Raw genomic sequence first — 19,148 nt, forward strand, 5'->3', positions numbered from 1 at the left:
TGGTGCGAACACGCATCTCAAACGAGTCTGCGAGCAAACTCCGAGCTTGCGACAGTCGCAACAACTCATCGGCCGTTCTGTTTCCGCGAATGCCGCTGAAGGGGAGCCTCACGGGTTAGCCATCGCTCTGGACAGCTCGCTTACGACTGAACGTTAAGTTCGGTAAGGTCCACGCTCCTTTTCCGTCGCTAATTTTCGGAATGGTAATCTGTCCTTAACTTTTAGTGCATGGAGTGTCCAAAGAATTTCCAACTGCCACCGTCTGATCAATGGGACATCGGGCGTCCCGTTGGTGTCTACGTTCCACGCACGACTTCGAACCCGGCATCGACGAGTGCACGGTCGTACTGGACCATTGACGCGACGATGGCATCGAAATTTGCCGAGTGATGCCACTTCAGCTCAAACCGTGCCTTTGAGGGGTTGCCGATACTCACTGCGGAATCGACAGGCCTGGTCAGCGACGCGTTCGACTGCACCAAACCTTGCCAGTCCGAGATTCCGGCCGCGTCGAACGCAGCGGCGACGAAGTCCATGATCGACCGCGCCTCCCCCGTCGCCACGATGAAATCGTCGCCCTTACCGTGCATCGCCATCCTGAACATAGCGTCGACGTAGTCCGGGGCCCAGCCCCAGTCCCGACGGATGCTTGTGTCGCCGAGGGTGAGGGTGTCCTGCTTGCCGGCGGCGATTGCTGCCACAGCCGACGTGATCTTCCGGGTCACGAAGGTGGTCGGCCGGCGGGGTGACTCGTGGTTGTAGAGGATCGCGTTCGTGCCCTCGAGGCCACGAGCTCGATAGATCTGGACCAAGTTGTGAGAGAGCGCCTTCGACGCACCGTACGGCGAGGTCGGCTTGATCGGAGTCTCCTCGGTCTGGGGCGACTGCGATGATCCGGCAAAGATCTCGGCCGACGACGCGTTCACCACCATGACCTTCTTGCCCGACTCCTCCTGCTGCTGCAGACAAGCATCCAGAAGTGCCGCAGCCGACACTCCGTTGACTCGGGTCGTGGTCACCGGGTCCTGCCACGACTGCCACACCGACGAAATGCCGGCCAGATGGAACACATAGTCGGGTGCGATCTCCCGGACGGCCGCGGCAGTAGCTGTGGGGTCTGCGATGTCCTGGTACCGGACGGTCACACCGTCGAGATACTGGAGGATCGGCGGTGCGTTGTCGTCCGGGCGGGTGATGCCGTGGACGTTCCATCCCTTCGACACCAGGAGCTCGGCCAGGTAAGTCCCGTCCTGTCCACCTACGCCGGTGATCATCGCGACAGGTGGTGTGGACGTCGCGTCGGTGCTCATGGGGTCAGTATGCCGTCCAGCTTCTTCCGATTCGGGACGCCGTTCGTGCCGTTGCCCAACCTGGACCTGGCGAAGTCGTAGGCCTCGGTCAACCGCCCGGCCATCAACGCGAAGTCGAACGACTTTGCCACCTCGACGGATTGGGCACGGACGGACTCGTTGTAGTCGGGGTCGGCGAAAAAGCGCCGCACCGCGATCGCCATCTCGACGGGTGTGGTTCCTGCCAGCGGGTAGTTGAGGGACACCATGCTGGGAATCGCACGGCTGAGTATCGGGCATCCCATCTCTGCTGCCTCGAGTGTGGACAGGGGCGCGCCCTCCCACGCCGCCGTGTGTAGATACAGGCTCGCGGCCTGGACCAGTGTGCGCACCTCGGCCGGCTCGATCCACCCGGTGATGCGCACACCGGCTCGTTCGAGGCACTCACGGCCCTCGTCACCGGAGCCGATCCACACGAACTCGCACGACGGTCCGACTACCTCGGCCACCTCGGCGAAGAAGTGCGGGTCCTTCTGGTCTGCGATGCGTCCGAGCATCGCGACGATCGGTCGGGCGGAGGGTGGCGGGCGGTCGACGACCAGCGCCATCGGGGTCACGGTGTTGGGAACCTCGCGGCTGGGCATGCCGGGACGCAATTCGTGGCCGATGGCCAGCTCCCGAGGGCTCACGGCCATCAACATCTGCTCCCTGCCGGCGAGAAACCGTTCCACCGCCCAGTACGTGAGTCTCTTGACGGGCGGATGCCCCTCTTCCATGGCGTAGCAGTGCGGTGAGTAGACGATGCGTGTTCCCGCCGGCAGCATCGCCCGCAGCAGGCCGGCATAACTCGAGTGCAGGTGCACGATGTCGAAGTCGTTGTCGAGAATGAACCTGCGTGCGTCCCGTAGGAAGCCCATGAGTTCGCCGTCGAACGTGGTGACCGTCGCGGTATCGGGAACATCGAAGGTTTCATGTCCCACACGGGTTCTGACGAATAGATGGTGCTCGTGAGTGTCGGCTCCGCGCACGTAGTTGACGATGGCGCTACGCAACCCACCGCCGAACGCTTCCGACACGTGCACGATCTTCATCCAGCACCTTTTCGTCGTGGGGTGGTGCCGCGCTCCCGGCCCGCGTGCCCACAGAACATAACGCCCATGACCATTTGCTGCACCCCGAACAATGACGCTTCCGGCCGTTTTGATTCTTACAAAAGAAAACGATTCCTCGTTCTGATCGATCGGACTGCTACCTGCCCGCGAAGGAGTCGTTCTGCACGTTTTGTCAATCCCGGTGTCGTTGTTCGAAACAGGACGCGAAGCCTGCGTCGTGCCATAGTGAGCACATGGTGGCACCGAACTCTGCGAGCGGGCAGACGGCCGCACAGCCGAAGCAGTGGGTCTCGCGAGTGAAGACCGGCGCACGCGAGCAGCTCGGCGAGCGGCTGTACAACGTGGTCATCACCAGGATCCCGTCACGCTGGGTCAGACTGGCGTGGTTGCGGGGGTTCGGGGCCTCGATCGGACGTGGCACGTCGATCGAACTGAACACTCGCGTGCTGGGACTGCGGTCCCTCGTCATCGGCGACAACTGCTCCATCGGATCCCGCTGCCTGCTCGATGCCCGTGGACAGGTGACCATCGGCGACGACGTCACCATCGGCTCCCATGTGCAGATGATCAGCGGCCAACATGTGGTCGACTCGGACGACTTCGGAACCACGTACTGCCCCATCGTCATCGACCACCATGTGTGGATCGCGAATCGATGCATGATCGTGGTCGGTGTGCGGATAGGCGCAGGTGCCGTGGTCGGAGCGGCAACCCTGGTTCGGGACGACGTGGGGTCGATGAGTATCGTCGCCGGCGTCCCTGCTCGTCCGATAGGCGTACGCAACTCGACACTGGACTACCACCCGGCAGCACCGCCGATTCTGACGTGAGTGACGGCTACCGGCGTCGACGGTGACTGTTGCCGACGCAGCCGAGCACGTGCACACCCGAGAGACCCAGCTTGCCGACCGAATGTCTCAGATCGCCCGATGTCGTCGACCCGAGCTGAGCCACCAGAAGGACGCCGTCGGCGACACCCGCCAGGACGGCCGCGTCGGCGGAGCACATCACCGGCGGTGCGTCGATCACCACGAATTCGAAGTACTCGTGAAGTTGCTTGACCATCTCGGTCATCGTCACGCGACCGAACAGCGCGCTGGACGACTCCTTGGCTGCGCCGGTTCCGATGATGCTGAGGTTGTCCAGGTCGGTCGGAACCACTACGTCGTCCAAAGATGCCTTGCCGGAGAGTAGTTCGCTCAGTCCCCGCCCCGGCCCCATTCCGAACAGGGTCGGTATCTTCCCGCCGCGGAAGTCAGCGTCGACAAGTGCGACCGACCTGCCGGTCTCCGCCAGCACCACCGACAACCCTGTCGCCACGGTAGTCGAGCCTGTCCCCGCTGCAGGCGCAGCGATCACGATGGTCCGGTGAGGAGTCGTCGTCTTCGACGCGAGGATCACCGTTCTGATCTCTCGGAACGCCTCCGCCGTGGCCGGATACGCCGGCCCCACGAGGAGCGACTCGGCGGACGACTTCTTCTGGCGCGGGATGATGCCCAGCACCGGCACACCGGCCGCCGCCTCGATGTCGTCGTCCGTCCGCACCGTCGAGTCCAACGCCGACCGCCCCACTGCCGCCGCGAGACCGAGCACCAGCCCGCCGAACAGCCCGAACACCAGGTTGCGACCCCATCGCGGGGTGGACGGAGCAGCGGGCAGATCCGCGACGCCCGCCACCGTGGCCGTGGCGGACGGCGTCCCACCTGTCTTCGACGTCTCCAATTCCTGCACCAGCTGACTCGTCTGAGACGCGATCGAATTGGCGAGGTCACGTGCCGAGACGGGGTCGGTGTCGGTGACCGTGACGTCGAGCAGCACCGACCCCGTCACCGCCGTCGCGGTGACCCTGGACATCACTTCTTCGGGCGAGATGGTCAACCCGAGTTCGTCGATGGCTCGCTCGGCCACCTGCTTGCCCACCGCCAGTCCCGCATAGGAGGCGACGCGTCCCGTCGAGAACAGACTCCCCTGGTACGCGTCGCTGATCGAGCCCGCACCCGTGGTGGAGATGAACAACCGTGCTGTCGCGACGTAGGTCGGCGAGGACAGTGCGGACGCCCCGGCAGCAGCGCCGACCGCCAACAGGGCGCACAGCGCGACCGTGACCCAGTAGGTACGCCAGGCTGCGAAATACTCCCGTATGTCCATGACCCGGTCTCCCCGCGGAATGGGCCCAGCGATTGTGGCCGGGAATGTTTGCTCATAGTATGCGTGCATCGGATGAATGCGCAGTGCAACAACGGCACCCGAGAATTGTCACCGCCACGACCCGCTCCGAGACAGAATGGCTCTCGCAACCGAGTGATCGCCCTGTTTGTCGGGGTGCAAATAGGCAGTACGAATAGCGAACGAAGGTGTGTGTTGACCAAGCGGGCTCTCATCACAGGCATCACCGGCCAGGACGGCATGTATCTCGCCGAACTGCTGCACGGTAAGGGATACGACGTGTTCGGTCTGGTGGCCGGGCAGAACAACCCCAAGGCGGATCAACTCCGCATCACTCACCCCTACGTCGAGATCATCAGCGGGAACCTTCTCGACCTCGTCAGCCTCATTCGCGCTGTGGCCCATGCCAAGCCGGACGAGGTCTACAACCTGGGCGCCATCTCCTTCGTCGCCTACTCGTGGGAGAACGCCAGGCTCACCAGTGACGTCACCGGCGGCGGCGTGCTGAACATTCTCGAGGCAGTGCGCTTCTTTCAGGACAGCTCGGGACGTGACGTCCGGTTCTACCAAGCGTCGAGCTCCGAGATGTTCGGCAAGGTCCAGGAAGTGCCCCAGAGCGAGTCGACTCTGCTGTGGCCGCGCTCCCCCTACGGCGTCGCCAAGGTCTACGGCCACTACATGACCATCAATTACCGCGAGTCGTACGGGATGCATGCCAGTTCCGGCGTGCTGTTCAATCATGAATCACCGCGCCGGGGACCGGAATTCGTCACCAGGAAGGTTTCGCAGGCAGTAGCGCGCATGAAGCTCGGACTTCAGGACACGATCGCTCTGGGAAACCTGGATGCGAAGCGGGACTGGGGTTTCGCCGGGGACTACGTCGAGGCGATGTGGTTGATGCTGCAACACGATCACGCGGACGACTACGTCATCTCCACCGGCGTGACCCACTCCATCCGCGACCTTCTCGACATCGCCTTCGACGAGATCGGCATCTCCGACTGGAACGACCGGGTCGAGATCGACCCCGCCTTCATGCGGCCGGCGGAAGTGGACGAGCTCATCGGTGACTCCACCAAAGCGCGAGAGACACTGGGGTGGCGGCCCAAGGTCGGCTTCGACGAACTGGTCCGCATGATGGTGCGACACGACATCGACGATCAGTCCAAGCGCGCAGCGGGTGGACTGTGAACACGGCGACCTACTCGAGCACGCGCAAGGAACAGCTCGGCGAGCGTGTCTTCAACTTCCTGATCACCAACATCCCCTCCCACACGGTCCGACAGGGCTGGCTCCGCTTCTTCGGCGCCACTATCGGAACGGGGTCCTCCATCATGCTGGGGTCCACCGTGCTCGGGCTCCGGCGGCTGGTCATCGGGAACAACGTCTCCATCGGCTCGTCCGTTCTTCTCGACGCCCGTGGCGGGTTGCTGATCGACGACGACGTGGTGATCGCCTCCGACGTTCACATCATCACTGGAGACCACGACGTCGACAGTGACGATTTCGCGGTACGGCTCGGGCCTGTCCACGTCGGACACCACGTGTGGATCGCCAGTCGCGCCACCGTCTTGCGGGACGTCGAGATCGGTGCCGGCGCCGTCATCGGAGCGTCGTCACTGGTGCGACGGGATGTCGCCGAGATGGAGATCGCCGCCGGCATTCCTGCGACGGCCCTCGGCAAGCGGACGTCCGCCCTCGACTACCACCCCACGTTCCGTCCTCTTCTCTACTGATCCCCCACCAAACCGCCGCACTACAGAGAGGGACACCCCGTGGTCGATCTCGCCCGCACGCGGCTGATCTACGTCGCACCGGCCGCCGGTCGAAGCGGCGTCGGTGACTACGCCGACGACTTCCTCGCCGAGGTAGCGCCTCACTTTCTCGACGTCGTCGATTACCGCATCGAGACCGAGGGCGCCGAGACCGTGCGTGAGGTCGTCGCCCATGCCCGCCGGGTCCGTGAGCTGGTCGTGTCGACAGCGAAGCTCGGACCCACTCTGGTGCACGTCGAGCAGAGTGGTGGCTCGCTGTCGGTGTTCTGGGCGTCCCTGCTCCGGGGTGTGAACGTCACCGCGACCGTGCACGATCCGCCGTTCCCGGTGTGGTGGCCGTTCAAGACCAAGTTCGTCGGGCGTCACCGTCTGCTGCACCACGCCGTTCACTACCCGTTCCGCGCCGTCACGACGGTCCTACAGCGCCGGGTTCTGCGCGGCCGTACCGTCTTCGCGCTGACGACGATGGGCGCCGACAGCATCCGGGAGAAGTTCCCGCAGTCGACACCGATCGCGGCGCGCATCTTCGTGCCCGCCCGCCCAGATCTGACGCCACCCGCCGAACGCCCGCTGGCCGTCGGCTTGTTCGGCCACGTGTACCGAGGGAAGGGCTTCGACCTGATCGGCCGTCTCCGCGAGGAACTGGACGCCGACATCGACATCCGGGCAGCGGGTCGCGGAACGGCCGACCTGCCCCCTGTCGACGGTGTGACGCTGGTCGGCGAGGTCAACGGACCCGACGAAGACCGCTTCTTCGAATCCATCCGCCTGCTGCTGGTGCCCTATTCGAAGCACAACCCCTACGGCAAGGCCTACCCGGCGTCGAGTGCCGTCACCCGATCCTTCGCCTACGGCACGCCGATCGTGTGCATCACCGAGGGCGCACTCGCCGAGACGGTCAGCCGAGGTGGCGCCGTCGGCGTCGACGGGGTGGACGACCTCGCGGCCGCCGTCCTGGACGTGGTCCGGGACACCGCTAGCCTCGACCGACTCGGTCGCGAGGTGACAGAAATCCGTCGTGCCGATGCCATGAACCGATGCGCCGCAGTCTTCCTCGACGCGTGGGCTGCCTTGGCAGACGTCGATACACCCGAATATTCGACGCGATGAAAGCGCTCGACAGCCACCTCCTCCGCACGGGTGTGGCGTCGTTCTGGAACTACAGCGGCCGACTCGTCGGTCTCGGCTGGACGTTCGCGCTGATCCACCAGCTCGGTATCGGGTCCTACGGGCAGTACGCCATCGCGGTGGCGACCGCCGCCATCGTCAACGCGGGCATCGACAACGCGTTCTTCGTGCGGTCCCTGCGGCTCGACGACGTGCGGTACCGACGGGAGCGGTGCGCACGAGTGCTGTTCGGTGCAGTCGTCGCCGTGGCCGGTGTCGTCGGCTTCACGATGTCGTTCGTCGTCGGATTCGCCGTCATGGTCGCCGCGGGCGAACTTCTCTTCAACACGTACAAGTCTCACCTCCTCCGCGAAGGCCGACCCGACATCGCCATGCGTTACGACGCAGTCCGACAGATCGCGAGCATCGGGCTCGGCGCCTCGTATCTCTATGCCGCGCAGGCACCGTCCTTGTCGACGGCCGGTGCGCTGTACGTCCTCCCCTACCTCGTCGTGGTCGGCGCGTGCTTGCGCTACATCCCCGGCCAGGTCCCCGCGTTTCCGGGTGGCCCCAAGGAATTCGCCCTGCTGTCCTTCGAAGCTCTGGCCGCGGCGCTGTACGCGCAGGGCGACGTGGTCGTCATCGGCTGGGTCGCCGGTGACGAGGTCGCCGGCTACTACTCCGTGGCACTCGTTGCCGCACTGGCGGTCTCGACCATCGGCCAGAACTACGCCAACACGTACCTCGAACAGATCCGAGCCGCGGGCGGTCACGTATCAGGAGCACCAGCCGTCCGCGATGTCGTGAAGGTCGGACTGCTGACGGGTGGTTCGATGGCCGCGATCGGTATCGGAATCCTCCTCTGGGGCGGCGCCGACTACACCGGGCACATCGCTCTGATCCTGTCGCTCTTCGTCGTCGCGCGTGCCGTCAACCACTCGTTCATCGTGGTGCTGTTCGTCCAGAAGCGCGACGCTTTCCGCGTCAAAGCAACTGTTGCCGTTGCCCTCGCGAAACTCGCCGCCCTGGCTCTTCTGGTCGGCCCGCTCGGTGGATACGGCGCCGCCGCGGCCTGCGTGGTGTGCGAAGCGGCTCTCCTGATCGTCTACTACCGCGCAGTCCACGGCACAGCAACGACGCTGCCGACAGACCTACCGCACCAGGACAAGGTGGCTCGATGAAAGCGGCATTCCTGCTCGCGAAGGACCCCGGGTTCGAGTCCACCGGGGACCTGACGATGGCCAATCTCGTGATGACGCTGGCCCGCAGCTCGTACGACGTGACCGTCATCTGCCTGTCCGGCAGACCGGAGGTGCAGGAGTGCGGCGTCGTGCGGATCGCGAAGACGTCGCCGCGAGTGACCGATCTCGTCGGCCGCAGTCTGCGCAGCAGGCGCAGCCTCGTCCACACCCGGTTCACGTCGGACCCGCTGGTCCAGGCGGTCGACAACGATGATTCCGACATCGTCGTCGCGGACCACAGCTACATGGCAGAAGCGTTCCTGCAGTCCTCCCGCGCCCACACCCGCCGGCACGGCGACCCCATCCTTGCTGTCAGCACCGTCGTGTCGGAGACGTTGGTGTGGAAAGCGACTCGGGGAATGCTGGGTCGAGTGGACTCGCACCGCATCGTGCGGGACGAGTTACGTGTCGCGCGCCAGGCGTACACCGTCGGCACCTACGACGAGGAAGAAGCGCAGTTCTACTCCGACCACGGAGTTCGCCGTGCGCACTGGCTCGATCTCACCCTGCCGCCGGTCGCGCAGGTGGACATCGGCGACTCGGGCCCCCGCCTCGTGTTCCTGGGTGATCGCCAGTGGTCACCCAACCAGGAGGCATACGAGCGCCTGCTGACGTGGTGGCCGGACATCGCTCACGGCATCGACGGTGCGGAGCTCCGAATCGTGGGCTCACCGGGGCCCGGCAAGGCCTTACCGCTGCCCGCCGGTGTGAAGGACATGGGCTTCGTCGACGATCTGGGCGCGTTCCTCTCGACGTGCCGCGCCATGGTCGCGCCCATCGTCACCGGCGGCGGCGTCCGGGTGAAGATTCTCGACGCTGCCAGCCGCGGCATGCCCGTCGTCGGCACCAGTGCCGCCGTCGGATCCCTCGGACCCGTTCTGGGTATCGACGGCATCGACGACAAGCACGAGTTCGTCCAGCGCTGCCGCCGTTACCTCCTGGATCGCTCCGCGGCGGTATCCGACGGTGACGCCCTGTACCGCACCAACTCCGATCGATGGAACGACGGCGCACCGCACCGTGCGGTGCAGGAGTGGTTGGCACCGTGAGTCCCCGCACGGCGTCCCTGCTCGTGGGACTTCTCGGAGCCGTCGTGGCCGTGGCGGTGGGGCTGCTGTCCGGAGCGAGCACCACCGCGGCACGCCTGCTGGCGATCGCCGTCATCGGCATGGTGGTCGGTATGACGGTGACCCTGGCATCGCCTCGTATCGTCTACGCAGCATTGGCATTCACGCTCGGCGGCATCCCGTTCGCCGTGATCCCGGGCGCCGGTCCCGCCGTTCTGCTGCTCGCGGTGGCGGTGTGGGCAGCGGTGCTCACCCATCCACCTCCGAACTGGCGTATCCGGACTCTCGACGTGTCGGTAGCTCTCCTCCTGCTCGTCTCACTCGCGTCCGTCACCGAGAGTGCAGCGAGCAGTGTGCATGTCACGGAATTCCTCAAGTGGGTGGTCGCGACGTCGGTGATGTTCCCGCTCCTGCGTCTAGGCGCCACCGATCTCCGTCGTTTCGGGCTCGCCTACGTCTGCGGAGCGGTTGTCGGCGGCGGCTTTTCGCTCCTCCTCGTGTTCGTCGATCGCACCGGCTCCCTGATCGGGATCCTTTCGCCCATCGGGTACGGGGCCACCGGCGCGACCGGTACGACACTGCGGTCGTTCCAGGTGGACGGAGCATCCATCACCCGCCTGGCCGGCACGTACGTGGACCCGAACGTCGCCGGCATCTTCCTGTTCCTCGGCCTCACCCTCGCGCTGGCACTCACGCGCGGATGGGTACTCGTGCTGTCCGGCAGCATCATCGGGCTTGCCCTGATAGCCACACTGTCGCGGTCGGCCATCCTGTCGGCGATCGTGGCGCTCGCCGTCTTCCTGGCGTTCCAGCGCCTGACCGCCCTGACGCGAGCCATGGTCGTCGTCGCGACACTGGCAGGAACCGCCGTCGCGCTGGCCGTCCCGGCCGTCAATAGTCGCTTTCTCAACAGCTTCGGTTCCTCCGATCGAGGCACCAGCGACAGGGCGAGGGCATTCCACGACTTCCTGCCGTCGATGGACGGTCACTGGTTGTTCGGCCGAGGATGGGGCGCGATCGAATTGATCGACGAGGTCGCCGGCTACAACGCCAACTACGTCGCCAACACGCCGCTGCTGACGCTCTACCGCGGAGGCATCTTTGTCGGGGTCGCCTTCCTCGTTCTCCTCGTGGTGGGGGTGGTGGCTGCCTACCGGCATCTGCGAGCGAGCACCCACTGGCAGTCCGGTGTGATCGGTGCGGCCTTCGTCGGATTCACGCTCGTGGCCTTGCAACTCGACTTCCCGGTGGTCACCAACCCGGTGGTCACCATGATGTTCTCGGTCCTGCTGGCCATGCTGGCCGCCAACCCGACACCCACTCCGGACGACACCGCCGTCGAACCCGACCATGCCCGACTGCAGGAGGTTCCGCGGTGACCGATACCCCCGCTCCCGTCACCGCACCACCGACTCAGCGCAAGGCCTGGATCGCCGGGCTGGAAGGCCCCCGCGGTATCGCCGCGATCTGCGTCGTCCTCGCCCACGTGTCCGTCGTGTACGCCCCGAACATCGTCGAGTCGACACGCATCGACTTCCTCGGCCAGGCCCTCACGTTCTTCTTCGCGCTGTCCGGTTTCCTCCTGTACCTGCCCTACGTCACGCGCTTCGCCAACGGTGCGGCGTATCCGAACACGAAGCGCTACTTCGCCGCTCGCATCCGACGAGTGTTCCCCGCCTACATCGTCATCTTCCTGATCGTGAACTTCGTACTCGGCGCGGGCTACGTCGTCAATCCGGTGACGAACGGGTGGGACCATTCCGACAACGGCACCGGCACCATCACCGCGCCTCTCCCCCTGCTCGCCCACCTGACCCTGACGCAGTCGTACTTCCCGAGCACCCTGCAGACCGGCATCAACCCCGCCTGGTCGCTGAGCACGGAGTGGGGTTTCTACCTCGTACTCCCGCTCGCCGGCTTCCTGCTGTTCCGGTTCGGCCGCGGAGGCCGTCACCCCTTCGTCACGGCGCTGATACCGGCGGGGGCGCTCATCGCGCTCGGACTGATCGCGAACACCGTGGTCGGCCGGCTGCAGCACGCGAGTGGTCTCCCGCCGCTCGAGCAGTACTGGGGACCCAACTGGATCGCGGTGTTCTCCCGCAGCTTCCTCGCACTCGCCGACAACTTTGCGTGGGGCATGGTGGCGGCCGTCGTCTACGCCGCGATTGCCCGAGGAGCCTTCTCACGCTTGTCGACGCCGCGACTGTCGGCAGTTCTCATCAGCATCACCATCCTCGCGACATCGGCCTCGATGCTGGTGTTCGCACTCGGATCTCGCTACACCGCATCGGTGTTCGCGATCGCGTCGTGTGCCTTCATTCTCTCGATCGTCGCGCCGCTCGGCCGCGGCGAGGACTCCCGGCTCGCGAGGTTGACCGACTGGGCACCCCTCAAATACCTGGGCATGGTCTCGCTGTCCTCGTATCTGTGGCACTACCCGGTCCTCGTCCTGGTGGGCCGTGCCGGCGTTCCCATCCCGCCCACGGCCCTCGGCCTGCTGTGGGGACTCGTGCTGGTCATGTCCATCACGGTGATCCTCGGGTCGCTGACCTACTACCTCGTGGAACGACCGATGATGCGGTGGCGGGCCGGACGCACCGCGTGAACCGACGGGGCTTCCTCGTGCTCGCCGCGGCCGCGGTCGCCGCGGGGTGTGCGCAGGACCGGACCGTCACTGTCCCGGCCGCAGCGTCGCGTCGTGTGCTCGGCTACTCCACCGGCGCGTCCATCCTGTGGGCCGACGACGCCGACGTGACCCGCACGATGGCCGCGGTCCGTGACGGCGGCGCGACGTCGGTGCGCATCGACGTGTCGTGGCGCTTCGCCGAACCTGTTCGTGGACAGTACGACTGGCGACCCTCCGATCGGGTGGTCGATGCCGCCAGGGCGGCCGGCCTGGACGTGGTGGCCACGCTGACCACGACACCGGCCTGGGCGGCCATCGGGTTCTCCGACCTGCCCGCAGCGGCTCCCCGGAACCCTCAGGAGTACGGAGCCTTCGCCGGCGTCGTCGCCGAGCGCTACCGCGGCAGGGTGTCGTCCTACGAGATCTGGAACGAGCCGAACGGTCGACTGTTCTTCTGGCCGAACCCCGACCCCGTCCGCTACACCGCGATGCTGCGATCGGCTTTCACCACCGTCACCGCCGCGGACCCCGACGCCGTCGTCGTGGCCGGGGCACTGGGCAACACGGACACCGCCGACGGCCGTGTCGACTCTCACGACTTCCTCGTGGGCATGTACGACGCCGGTGCGGCCGGGTCGTTCCACGCGCTGTCCTACCACGCGTACGACTACGGAACCACCCTCGCGGATGCCGGCCTGTACCCCAATTCCGCTGTGCAGCAGATCATCAGGATGCGGCAGACGATGGTGGAGCGCGGGGACGCGTCGGCAAGCATCTGGATCACCGAGTACGGCGCACCCGACACCGGCGTGGACGCGGACACGCAGGCGCGGCTCATCGTGGACTCCGCCCAGCAGTGGGGCGAGGTGCCGTACGGCGGGCCGTTCTACATCTATACCGTCCGCGACGGCGACAGCGCGTCCGCCGATTCCGAGGCTCGCTTCGGCGTGCTCGACGACGCCTTCGTACCCAAACCCGTCTACGGGCAGTTGGCCGCGCTCGCGGCAGCGGGCCTGCCGAACCGCGACGTCGCGAACCGGTTCGATGCCGCCGCGACACCCGACCTCGGCGACCCCCTGGGTCCGGTCTTCGCCCTCTCCGCCGGCGCGGGCCGCCAGTACGCGCGGGGCAGCCTGTATTCGACTGCGGGCGGCTGGCTCACCTCACCGCCGGCGGTCGCGGATATCGCCCGCACCACCGGGCTCGTTCCGGCAGGCCCGTTCCGCGACGGGTACCAGGATCTGCTCGCCGATGGCGGGTTCCGCGTGTTCTCTCACCCGCAGTTCGGGACGTGGGCCGTCGTCGGCGCGATCCTCGATCGGTGGCGGCCCGACCTCGGGTTCCCGGTCACCGGGGAGTACGAGACGCCCGACGGTCAGCGCGTCGTGGACTTCGAGTTCGGCCGCATCCTGTGGACGCCGATCGACGGGGCAGTGGTCGTTCGGGATCGGTGAGATCGCCGCCGCTATTCCAGCGTGGCCGGCTTCCTGAGAAGAGGGTTCACAGGCGTGTCCTCGCGCAGAATGCGAGCGCCGTCCTCTATGTCCGCATTGTGAATGGCTCGGCCCATGATGACGCTGGCGACCAGGGCTGCAACAACCCAGACGGCGCCGATGCCGTAGACGATCCACCACATCACACGAGTGTGACACCGGAACCAGGAATTGCAACGAAAATGGCAATAAAACCATCAAGAACGTTTTTTACGGCGCGCGGAAGCGCCACCACGGGAGACTAGGGCGGCCGTCTGCTGCGCAGAGCCTGTCATTCGGTTGCACGACGGAGTCGAGGCCGGTTCTGGCGGTCGGCGCTGTTCAGACCGCGTTCATCCTTGATTCGGCGCTGCCTGCTCTGCGGACGGGTAGCCGAATGACTTGCAGCAGAAACAGCGGCTGGCCATACTTTCCGCATGGCCAAGAGACGCTCGCGCATTGTTGCGCCCGATAAACCGACGCTCGGACAAGTCAGTTCCGTCGGTATCAGTTTTGTCGCTTTTCTGGTCCTGCTGGGCTTGTGCGTGAGTCACGGCTTGCTCTGACATTGCGCGCATGTAGGCAGATCGAACGTGTGTTCGATTTTGTCGGTGAGTCGCGGTACCGTAAGTCATGTTTTCGGGGGGAAACGCAGGGGACGGTCGTCGTGACGACGGCTCCATCGGCGACCCCGTTCTCGCACAGCTCATCGCCGAGCAGGAGGAGCTGACGCGTCGCATCGCGGCGTACGGCACACAGCACCTCGACACGGCGGACCGTCTCGCTCTCCTGGTGCGGGACGAGAAGGTGACGCGTGCCCGTCTGGGCCAGGCCCACGTGTGGCTGGCGGAGCTCGAGCAGCAGCGCGGCTTCGAGGAGACCGGAGCACGCAATGCCGATGCCCTGGCACTGCTCCTCACCATCGACCGCTCGGCCGCCTCGACGCGCCTGGCCCTCGCCGCACAGCTCGGTAACAGGACCACACTGCTCGGTGACGTCATGGAACCGGAGCTACCCACCACAGCCGCAGCGCTGCGTGAAGGCGCCATCGACCCGGCTCACGTGACGGTCATCCGGAAGTTCGACAAGAACCTCCCCGCCGCTGTGGACGCCGACACCCGCGCTCACGCTGAGCGGCACCTGGCCACTGCGGCGCGCGAGGTCCGTCCTGCGGAGCTCACCGCACTCGCCGAGCGCCTCACCGCGCACATCGTCGAGGAAGGCGAGTTCGAGCTGCCACCGGAGCGCGTGCGTAAGCGCGGCATCTTCATGAACAAGCAGGGCAGCGACGGCATGCGCACCGGCAGGTTCGTTCTCGATTCCGAGACCGCGGCGTACATGGACGCCTACAACAGCAAGTACGCGGCGCGCGGAGTGGGGAATCCCGAGGACACGCGTGCGCCCGTCGTCGGCACGGACCCGGACGACGAGACCCGCCGGCGCGACACCCGGACCACACCGCAACGCAGGCACGACGCCCTGAAGCTGCTCCTGCGCGACACACTGGCCTCCGACGATCTCGGCAAGCATCGCGGCGTGCCGGTCAAGGTCATCATCGTCGCCAGGCTCGAAGACCTGCTGCGCGGCACCGGACTCGCCACCACCGCAACGGGTTCCACCGTGTCGATTCGAGACGTCATCCGCATGGGGTCGCACGCCGACCACTACCTCGCGGTCTTCGGCGACGACGACGGCAGGCCACTGCACTTCGGCCGCACCCGCCGCATCGCCAGCGAAGATCAGCGCCTCGTCCTCATGGCCACCGACCGCGGGTGCACCGCACCGGGATGCGATCGCCCCGCCGTCGCAACACAGGCGCACCACATCCACGAGTGGCAGGACGGCGGGCCGACCGACATCGAATCGCTCACCTTCGTGTGCGACATGCACCATCCGATGATCAACGACGGCGCACTCGGATGGTCCACCACCACAGCGCCACCAGGTCACCCCTACGCCGGGCGCACTCTGTGGCACCCGCCTGCCCTCATCGACCCGTCAAGGACAGGCCGGGTGAACCACTATCACCATCCACAGGACTATCTGTGGGAGGACGACGAGCCAGCCGCGTGAGTCATCTCGATGAGCCGCAACGCATCCCACGGCGCGAAGCCCTTCGCATCGTTGTCGAAGTAGACGTACACGTCTCGCTTCGCTGCGCGCCACTCTCCGATGCGCTCGCCCCACCGGCCGAGCGCATCGTCGGAGTACCCGCTCGTGTACAGCTCGGTGTCGCCGTGCAGCCGGACGTAGACCACGTCGCTCGTCACCTCGGTGAGCATCGGGAACTTTCCGGCCGAATCAGCGACCACACAGCCGATGTCGTGTGCGCGCATGAGCTCGTACGCCTCGGGTGAGTCGAAGCTCGGGTGCCGCACCTCGAGACAGTGCCGCAGCGGACGATCCTCGTCGACGTCGAGAAACACCCGGTCGTCGGCGAGCTTGTCGTCGTGCTTCTCCCCCAGCCGGGCTGCCTCCGTCGTCGACCGCGGCAGCAACGCGAAGAAGTCGGCCATCCTGGTGGCGTCGAAACGAAAGGTAGCCGGCAGCTGCCACAGGATCGGCCCGAGCCGTGGCCCCAGCGCGAGAACACCCGACGCGAAGAAGTTGCCCAGCGCGGCGTCCACTCCTACAAGCTTCTTCATGTGGGTGACGAAGCGCGGCCCCTTCACCGCGAACACGAACCAGTCCGGCGTTTCTGCACGCCACCGCTGATAGCTTGACGGCCGCTGCAGGGAGTAGAACGAGCCGTTGATCTCGATGGAGGTCAGGGCACGCGAGGCGTACTCCAGCTCGCGGCGCTGGGCCAGCCCCGCAGGGTAGAAGTCGCCCCGCCAGCCCGCGTAACGCCAGCCGGAGATGCCGATACGAAGTTCCATCGACTACCTCCGTCCTTGTGCCGTCGTCAGCAGTTACCCGCATGCCGGGCCGCGACACATGGGCCTGATGCGATCACGGTCGCGGCGGCCAGGCGGCCCAGCCGCCAGGAAGTGCACTGAGAATGCGGTCCGCGGCGTCGATACGTGCTGCGGGGATACCTCCGGCGCCGGACTTCCCCGAGTTCCCGCCGCCCGGGTAGGTGAATGAGTGCTCGACCCACAGACGGTTACCGCGTTCGACTTTCTCGCGGTAGTTGCCGGTGACGACCGCGAACACCTGACGCTCGAGGAGATCGGCTTCCTCCTGCCACGTCGAGTCGCAGGCGTCGCACCCGCAGCTCGGGAAGTAGAAGTCGTGCAGCAGACCAGCGTGCATCCCGATCCCAGGGTACGACGTGAATACGAATGTCAGTGTCGCGCAGGTCGAATCGTTAGGTCTGATCCGAACAGCACGGGTCGCATCGCGATGCGGGCGAACCAACTCCGCGGCCGCCTCCGGTCCCTCGTCGATCTCGACGTCGTAGGTTACGCGTATGTGTTCGATGAGGGCGTCGGCAACGGTGTGAAGGGGCGCATAGCGTTCCGGGTGTTCGGTCACGGAATAGGCGCTCTCCGGGGGAGAGTCTGCCCACAGGTTCCCGTAGTCGATTCTCCGACCGTCGGAGTCACGGAAGACCTGCTCGTCGATCGTCGGTCGTACGTACGACGTCACGTCAGTCATCCTCTCTCGCTGCGAGCAGTCCGATCGGTGCTATCTCCCGATCGGTGCGGGGATCGCGCCATACTGCTTCCCCGTCGACGACCGTCGGCCACAGCAGACGCTTCTCTTCGACGGGCCACTCGACCCACGGCGGGTACCCCGCGAGTTCGGTCTGCACGATGTCAGCGATGACCACGGTCGCCTCCGCGAGGGACAGATCCATGTGCAGCGCAACCGTGTAGAGCGAGATACCGACGGTCCTCTCGTCGACGCTGGTCACCTTTACTCTTCGGCGAGGGCCGCTGGAGTTCACTCCGAGTCCGACGACACCCGTCTCGTGCAGCGAGAGGGTCCATCGAAGTCGGTCGAGGTCCAGGTGGGCACCGGACCGGCGCCAGTGCAGGTCCGACCCCACCGCGAAACACGCGTCGACCATCTGGGTAGGCGCACCCGTTCCGGATTCGGGGAGCAACGGCAGCGTCCACTCATCGACGTACTCGAGATCATGGCCCCACATCGGTCCAGTGTGGCAAGCATTCCGGTGCTCGAATAATTGTTTTTCATGATCTCGTCGACACCGTACGGTTCGGTGCATGGACGAGGTGGTGACCCGGCGGAAGAACCAGCCGCCGCCCCGTCATGTCGTCTTCGACGATCTCGTCAATCCCGGACGCGAGACCATACGGCCGTGGTTGCACCTGCTCGACGATGAGACGCTCCCGCGTGTCGTCGAGTCCGAAGCTCCGTCGCTCGTCGTGTGGTCGTCGCTCTGGCCGGCGAGACCCGGTGCCCTCATTCGCTTCGACCTGGCGGAGGACGGCACTGGGACGAGTCTTCGATGGACGTTGTTACTCGATCAACCGCACCCCGATGACGACGTCGTTCGGACTTTGCGTAAGCGCATCGACAGGCTGATCAACGCGAACCTGCGATTCACCTACGGGCAGTGACCGACCCGTGCGGTGGACGGGAGCGTGGAAGCCACCATGACGCCAGAGATCAGGGGCCGTCCAGAACCCGCTCGAGCGGCACGTCCGGGATCGTGATGCCGCGGGATGCGCCGAGGCCGGTGATCTGCAGCCAGATGGTGTCGGCGAGGAATGCGGAGAAGGTGTCGAGGCCGACCGAATCCTCCTGTGTGCGCCAGGTTCTCACGGCCCCGACGCAGCCGGAGATGAGGCTCGACACCCAGGGTCCGACCAAGCGAAGGTCGTCGTCACCCAGGTCCGCGCCGACGAGGGCCAGGAAGCCGCCGACGGCCACCTCGATCTTCTGGGCGACGCGGGCGATCGTGCTCTGCAGAGGCGACTCCGAGGAGCCGGTGACGTTCTGTTCGACGACGTATGTCCAGGTGGGATGGGCCACCACCCAACGCACGTAGGAATCGACGACACGCTGCACCACCGAGCGCGGCAGACCCTCGAGCGTCACCGACGCGGTCAGGGTCTGTTCCAGCTGCTCGCAGATGGTGCGCTGGATGGCGACGTCGAGGTCAGCGCGGTCGGCGAAGTAGCGGTAGATGCCGGTGCGGTGGATGCGCGCCTCGTCGGCGATCTGCTGCGCCGTGATCCACTCCCCCGGATTCACGCCCCGCTCGAGCACGTCGAGGGCAGCGGCGATCACCTGACGGCGACGGTCGGCGTTGTGCTGCTCCCACCGTCGCCTCCGGCCGTCACCGGAGGCAGTGCGCTCGGTGCTCATTGCACCGAAGCAT

General features: G+C 65.8%; 19 protein-coding genes. 11 read left to right on the forward strand and 8 right to left on the reverse strand.

The genetic code is table 11. From position 1 onward, the window contains the following. Nucleotides 1-296: 296 nt before the first annotated feature. Together ASG64_RS07045 and ASG64_RS07050 are read right to left on the reverse strand one after the other, a co-directional pair. A complete protein-coding gene (locus tag ASG64_RS07045; protein WP_056071465.1) occupies nt 297-1,310 on the reverse strand; it encodes a GDP-mannose 4,6-dehydratase in 1,014 nt (337 codons plus the stop codon). Then, nucleotides 1,307-2,380, reverse strand: a complete 1,074-nt coding sequence (locus ASG64_RS07050) for a glycosyltransferase (protein ID WP_056071468.1) — start codon at nt 2,378-2,380, stop codon at nt 1,307-1,309. The genes ASG64_RS07045 and ASG64_RS07050 overlap by 4 nt, the downstream gene beginning before the upstream one ends. Before the next feature lie 254 nt (nt 2,381-2,634). On the opposite strand from ASG64_RS07050, the gene ASG64_RS07055 reads away from it, so the two are divergent. Further along, nucleotides 2,635-3,231, forward strand: a complete 597-nt coding sequence (locus tag ASG64_RS07055) for an acyltransferase (protein ID WP_056071471.1) — start codon at nt 2,635-2,637, stop codon at nt 3,229-3,231. Between the two features lie 7 nt (nt 3,232-3,238). Here ASG64_RS07055 and ASG64_RS07060 read toward each other — a convergent pair whose 3' ends face one another. Further along, nucleotides 3,239-4,549, reverse strand: coding sequence for a polysaccharide biosynthesis tyrosine autokinase (locus tag ASG64_RS07060; RefSeq protein WP_056071474.1), 1,311 nt, complete (start codon nt 4,547-4,549; stop codon nt 3,239-3,241). A gap of 213 nt (nt 4,550-4,762) precedes the next feature. Here ASG64_RS07060 and ASG64_RS07065 point away from each other — a divergent pair, with 213 nt between their 5' ends. From ASG64_RS07065 to ASG64_RS07100, 8 genes are read left to right on the forward strand one after another with little or no spacing between them, the layout of a single operon-like run. After that, on the forward strand, nt 4,763-5,758 hold the full coding sequence (locus tag ASG64_RS07065) for a GDP-mannose 4,6-dehydratase (protein ID WP_056072860.1): 996 nt from the start codon (nt 4,763-4,765) through the stop codon (nt 5,756-5,758). After that, on the forward strand, nt 5,755-6,303 hold the full coding sequence (locus ASG64_RS07070) for an acyltransferase (protein WP_056071477.1): 549 nt from the start codon (nt 5,755-5,757) through the stop codon (nt 6,301-6,303). The genes ASG64_RS07065 and ASG64_RS07070 overlap by 4 nt, the downstream gene beginning before the upstream one ends. A gap of 39 nt (nt 6,304-6,342) precedes the next feature. Further along, a complete protein-coding gene (locus tag ASG64_RS07075; RefSeq protein WP_056071480.1) occupies nt 6,343-7,452 on the forward strand; it encodes a glycosyltransferase family 1 protein in 1,110 nt (369 codons plus the stop codon). Beyond that, complete coding sequence (locus tag ASG64_RS07080) at nt 7,449-8,630, forward strand: hypothetical protein (RefSeq protein WP_056071482.1); 1,182 nt, start codon at nt 7,449-7,451, stop codon at nt 8,628-8,630. Before ASG64_RS07075 ends, ASG64_RS07080 begins: the two co-directional genes overlap by 4 nt. Then, a complete protein-coding gene (locus ASG64_RS07085; protein WP_056071485.1) occupies nt 8,627-9,739 on the forward strand; it encodes a glycosyltransferase in 1,113 nt (370 codons plus the stop codon). Before ASG64_RS07080 ends, ASG64_RS07085 begins: the two co-directional genes overlap by 4 nt. Beyond that, nucleotides 9,736-11,136: an O-antigen ligase family protein gene (locus tag ASG64_RS07090; protein WP_162245370.1), complete on the forward strand. Its 1,401-nt coding sequence runs from the start codon at nt 9,736-9,738 to the stop codon at nt 11,134-11,136. The genes ASG64_RS07085 and ASG64_RS07090 overlap by 4 nt, the downstream gene beginning before the upstream one ends. Then, the gene (locus ASG64_RS07095; protein ID WP_056071492.1) at nt 11,133-12,362 is read left to right on the forward strand and encodes an acyltransferase family protein; all 1,230 of its coding nucleotides are present in this window, start codon (nt 11,133-11,135) and stop codon (nt 12,360-12,362) included. Before ASG64_RS07090 ends, ASG64_RS07095 begins: the two co-directional genes overlap by 4 nt. Further along, the gene (locus ASG64_RS07100; RefSeq protein WP_162245371.1) at nt 12,359-13,837 is read left to right on the forward strand and encodes a cellulase family glycosylhydrolase; all 1,479 of its coding nucleotides are present in this window, start codon (nt 12,359-12,361) and stop codon (nt 13,835-13,837) included. Before ASG64_RS07095 ends, ASG64_RS07100 begins: the two co-directional genes overlap by 4 nt. A gap of 11 nt (nt 13,838-13,848) precedes the next feature. On the opposite strand, the gene ASG64_RS21525 is transcribed toward ASG64_RS07100, so the two are convergent. Continuing rightward, nucleotides 13,849-14,019 carry a hypothetical protein gene (locus ASG64_RS21525; RefSeq protein ID WP_156388280.1) on the reverse strand — a complete coding sequence of 57 codons (171 nt, stop codon included), beginning with the start codon at nt 14,017-14,019 and terminating at the stop codon, nt 13,849-13,851. Between the two features lie 469 nt (nt 14,020-14,488). On the opposite strand from ASG64_RS21525, the gene ASG64_RS07105 reads away from it, so the two are divergent. Next, a complete protein-coding gene (locus ASG64_RS07105) occupies nt 14,489-15,928 on the forward strand; it encodes an HNH endonuclease signature motif containing protein (protein WP_056071498.1) in 1,440 nt (479 codons plus the stop codon). On the opposite strand, the gene ASG64_RS07110 is transcribed toward ASG64_RS07105, so the two are convergent. From ASG64_RS07110 to ASG64_RS07120, 3 genes are all read right to left on the reverse strand, one after another. Then, nucleotides 15,895-16,734 (reverse strand): DUF72 domain-containing protein, encoded by an 840-nt coding sequence (locus tag ASG64_RS07110; protein WP_056071501.1) that lies wholly within the window; start codon nt 16,732-16,734, stop codon nt 15,895-15,897. The two genes, ASG64_RS07105 and ASG64_RS07110, sit on opposite strands and share 34 nt — an antisense overlap. Before the next feature lie 73 nt (nt 16,735-16,807). Continuing rightward, entirely contained in the window at nt 16,808-17,455 is a 648-nt protein-coding gene (locus ASG64_RS22035; protein WP_235579513.1) for a DUF6226 family protein, read from the reverse strand. Continuing rightward, entirely contained in the window at nt 17,448-17,951 is a 504-nt protein-coding gene (locus tag ASG64_RS07120; protein ID WP_056071508.1) for a hypothetical protein, read from the reverse strand. The genes ASG64_RS22035 and ASG64_RS07120 overlap by 8 nt, the downstream gene beginning before the upstream one ends. Before the next feature lie 76 nt (nt 17,952-18,027). On the opposite strand from ASG64_RS07120, the gene ASG64_RS07125 reads away from it, so the two are divergent. Further along, nucleotides 18,028-18,384 (forward strand): hypothetical protein, encoded by a 357-nt coding sequence (locus ASG64_RS07125; protein ID WP_056071511.1) that lies wholly within the window; start codon nt 18,028-18,030, stop codon nt 18,382-18,384. A 49-nt stretch (nt 18,385-18,433) separates the two neighbouring features. On the opposite strand, the gene ASG64_RS07130 is transcribed toward ASG64_RS07125, so the two are convergent. Further along, nucleotides 18,434-19,135, reverse strand: a complete 702-nt coding sequence (locus tag ASG64_RS07130) for a TetR/AcrR family transcriptional regulator (protein WP_056071513.1) — start codon at nt 19,133-19,135, stop codon at nt 18,434-18,436. Between the last annotated feature and the right edge of the window lie 13 nt (nt 19,136-19,148).

It is taken from the genome of Rhodococcus sp. Leaf247 (genome assembly GCF_001426185.1).
Taxonomy (GTDB): Bacteria; Actinomycetota; Actinomycetes; order Mycobacteriales; family Mycobacteriaceae; genus Rhodococcoides.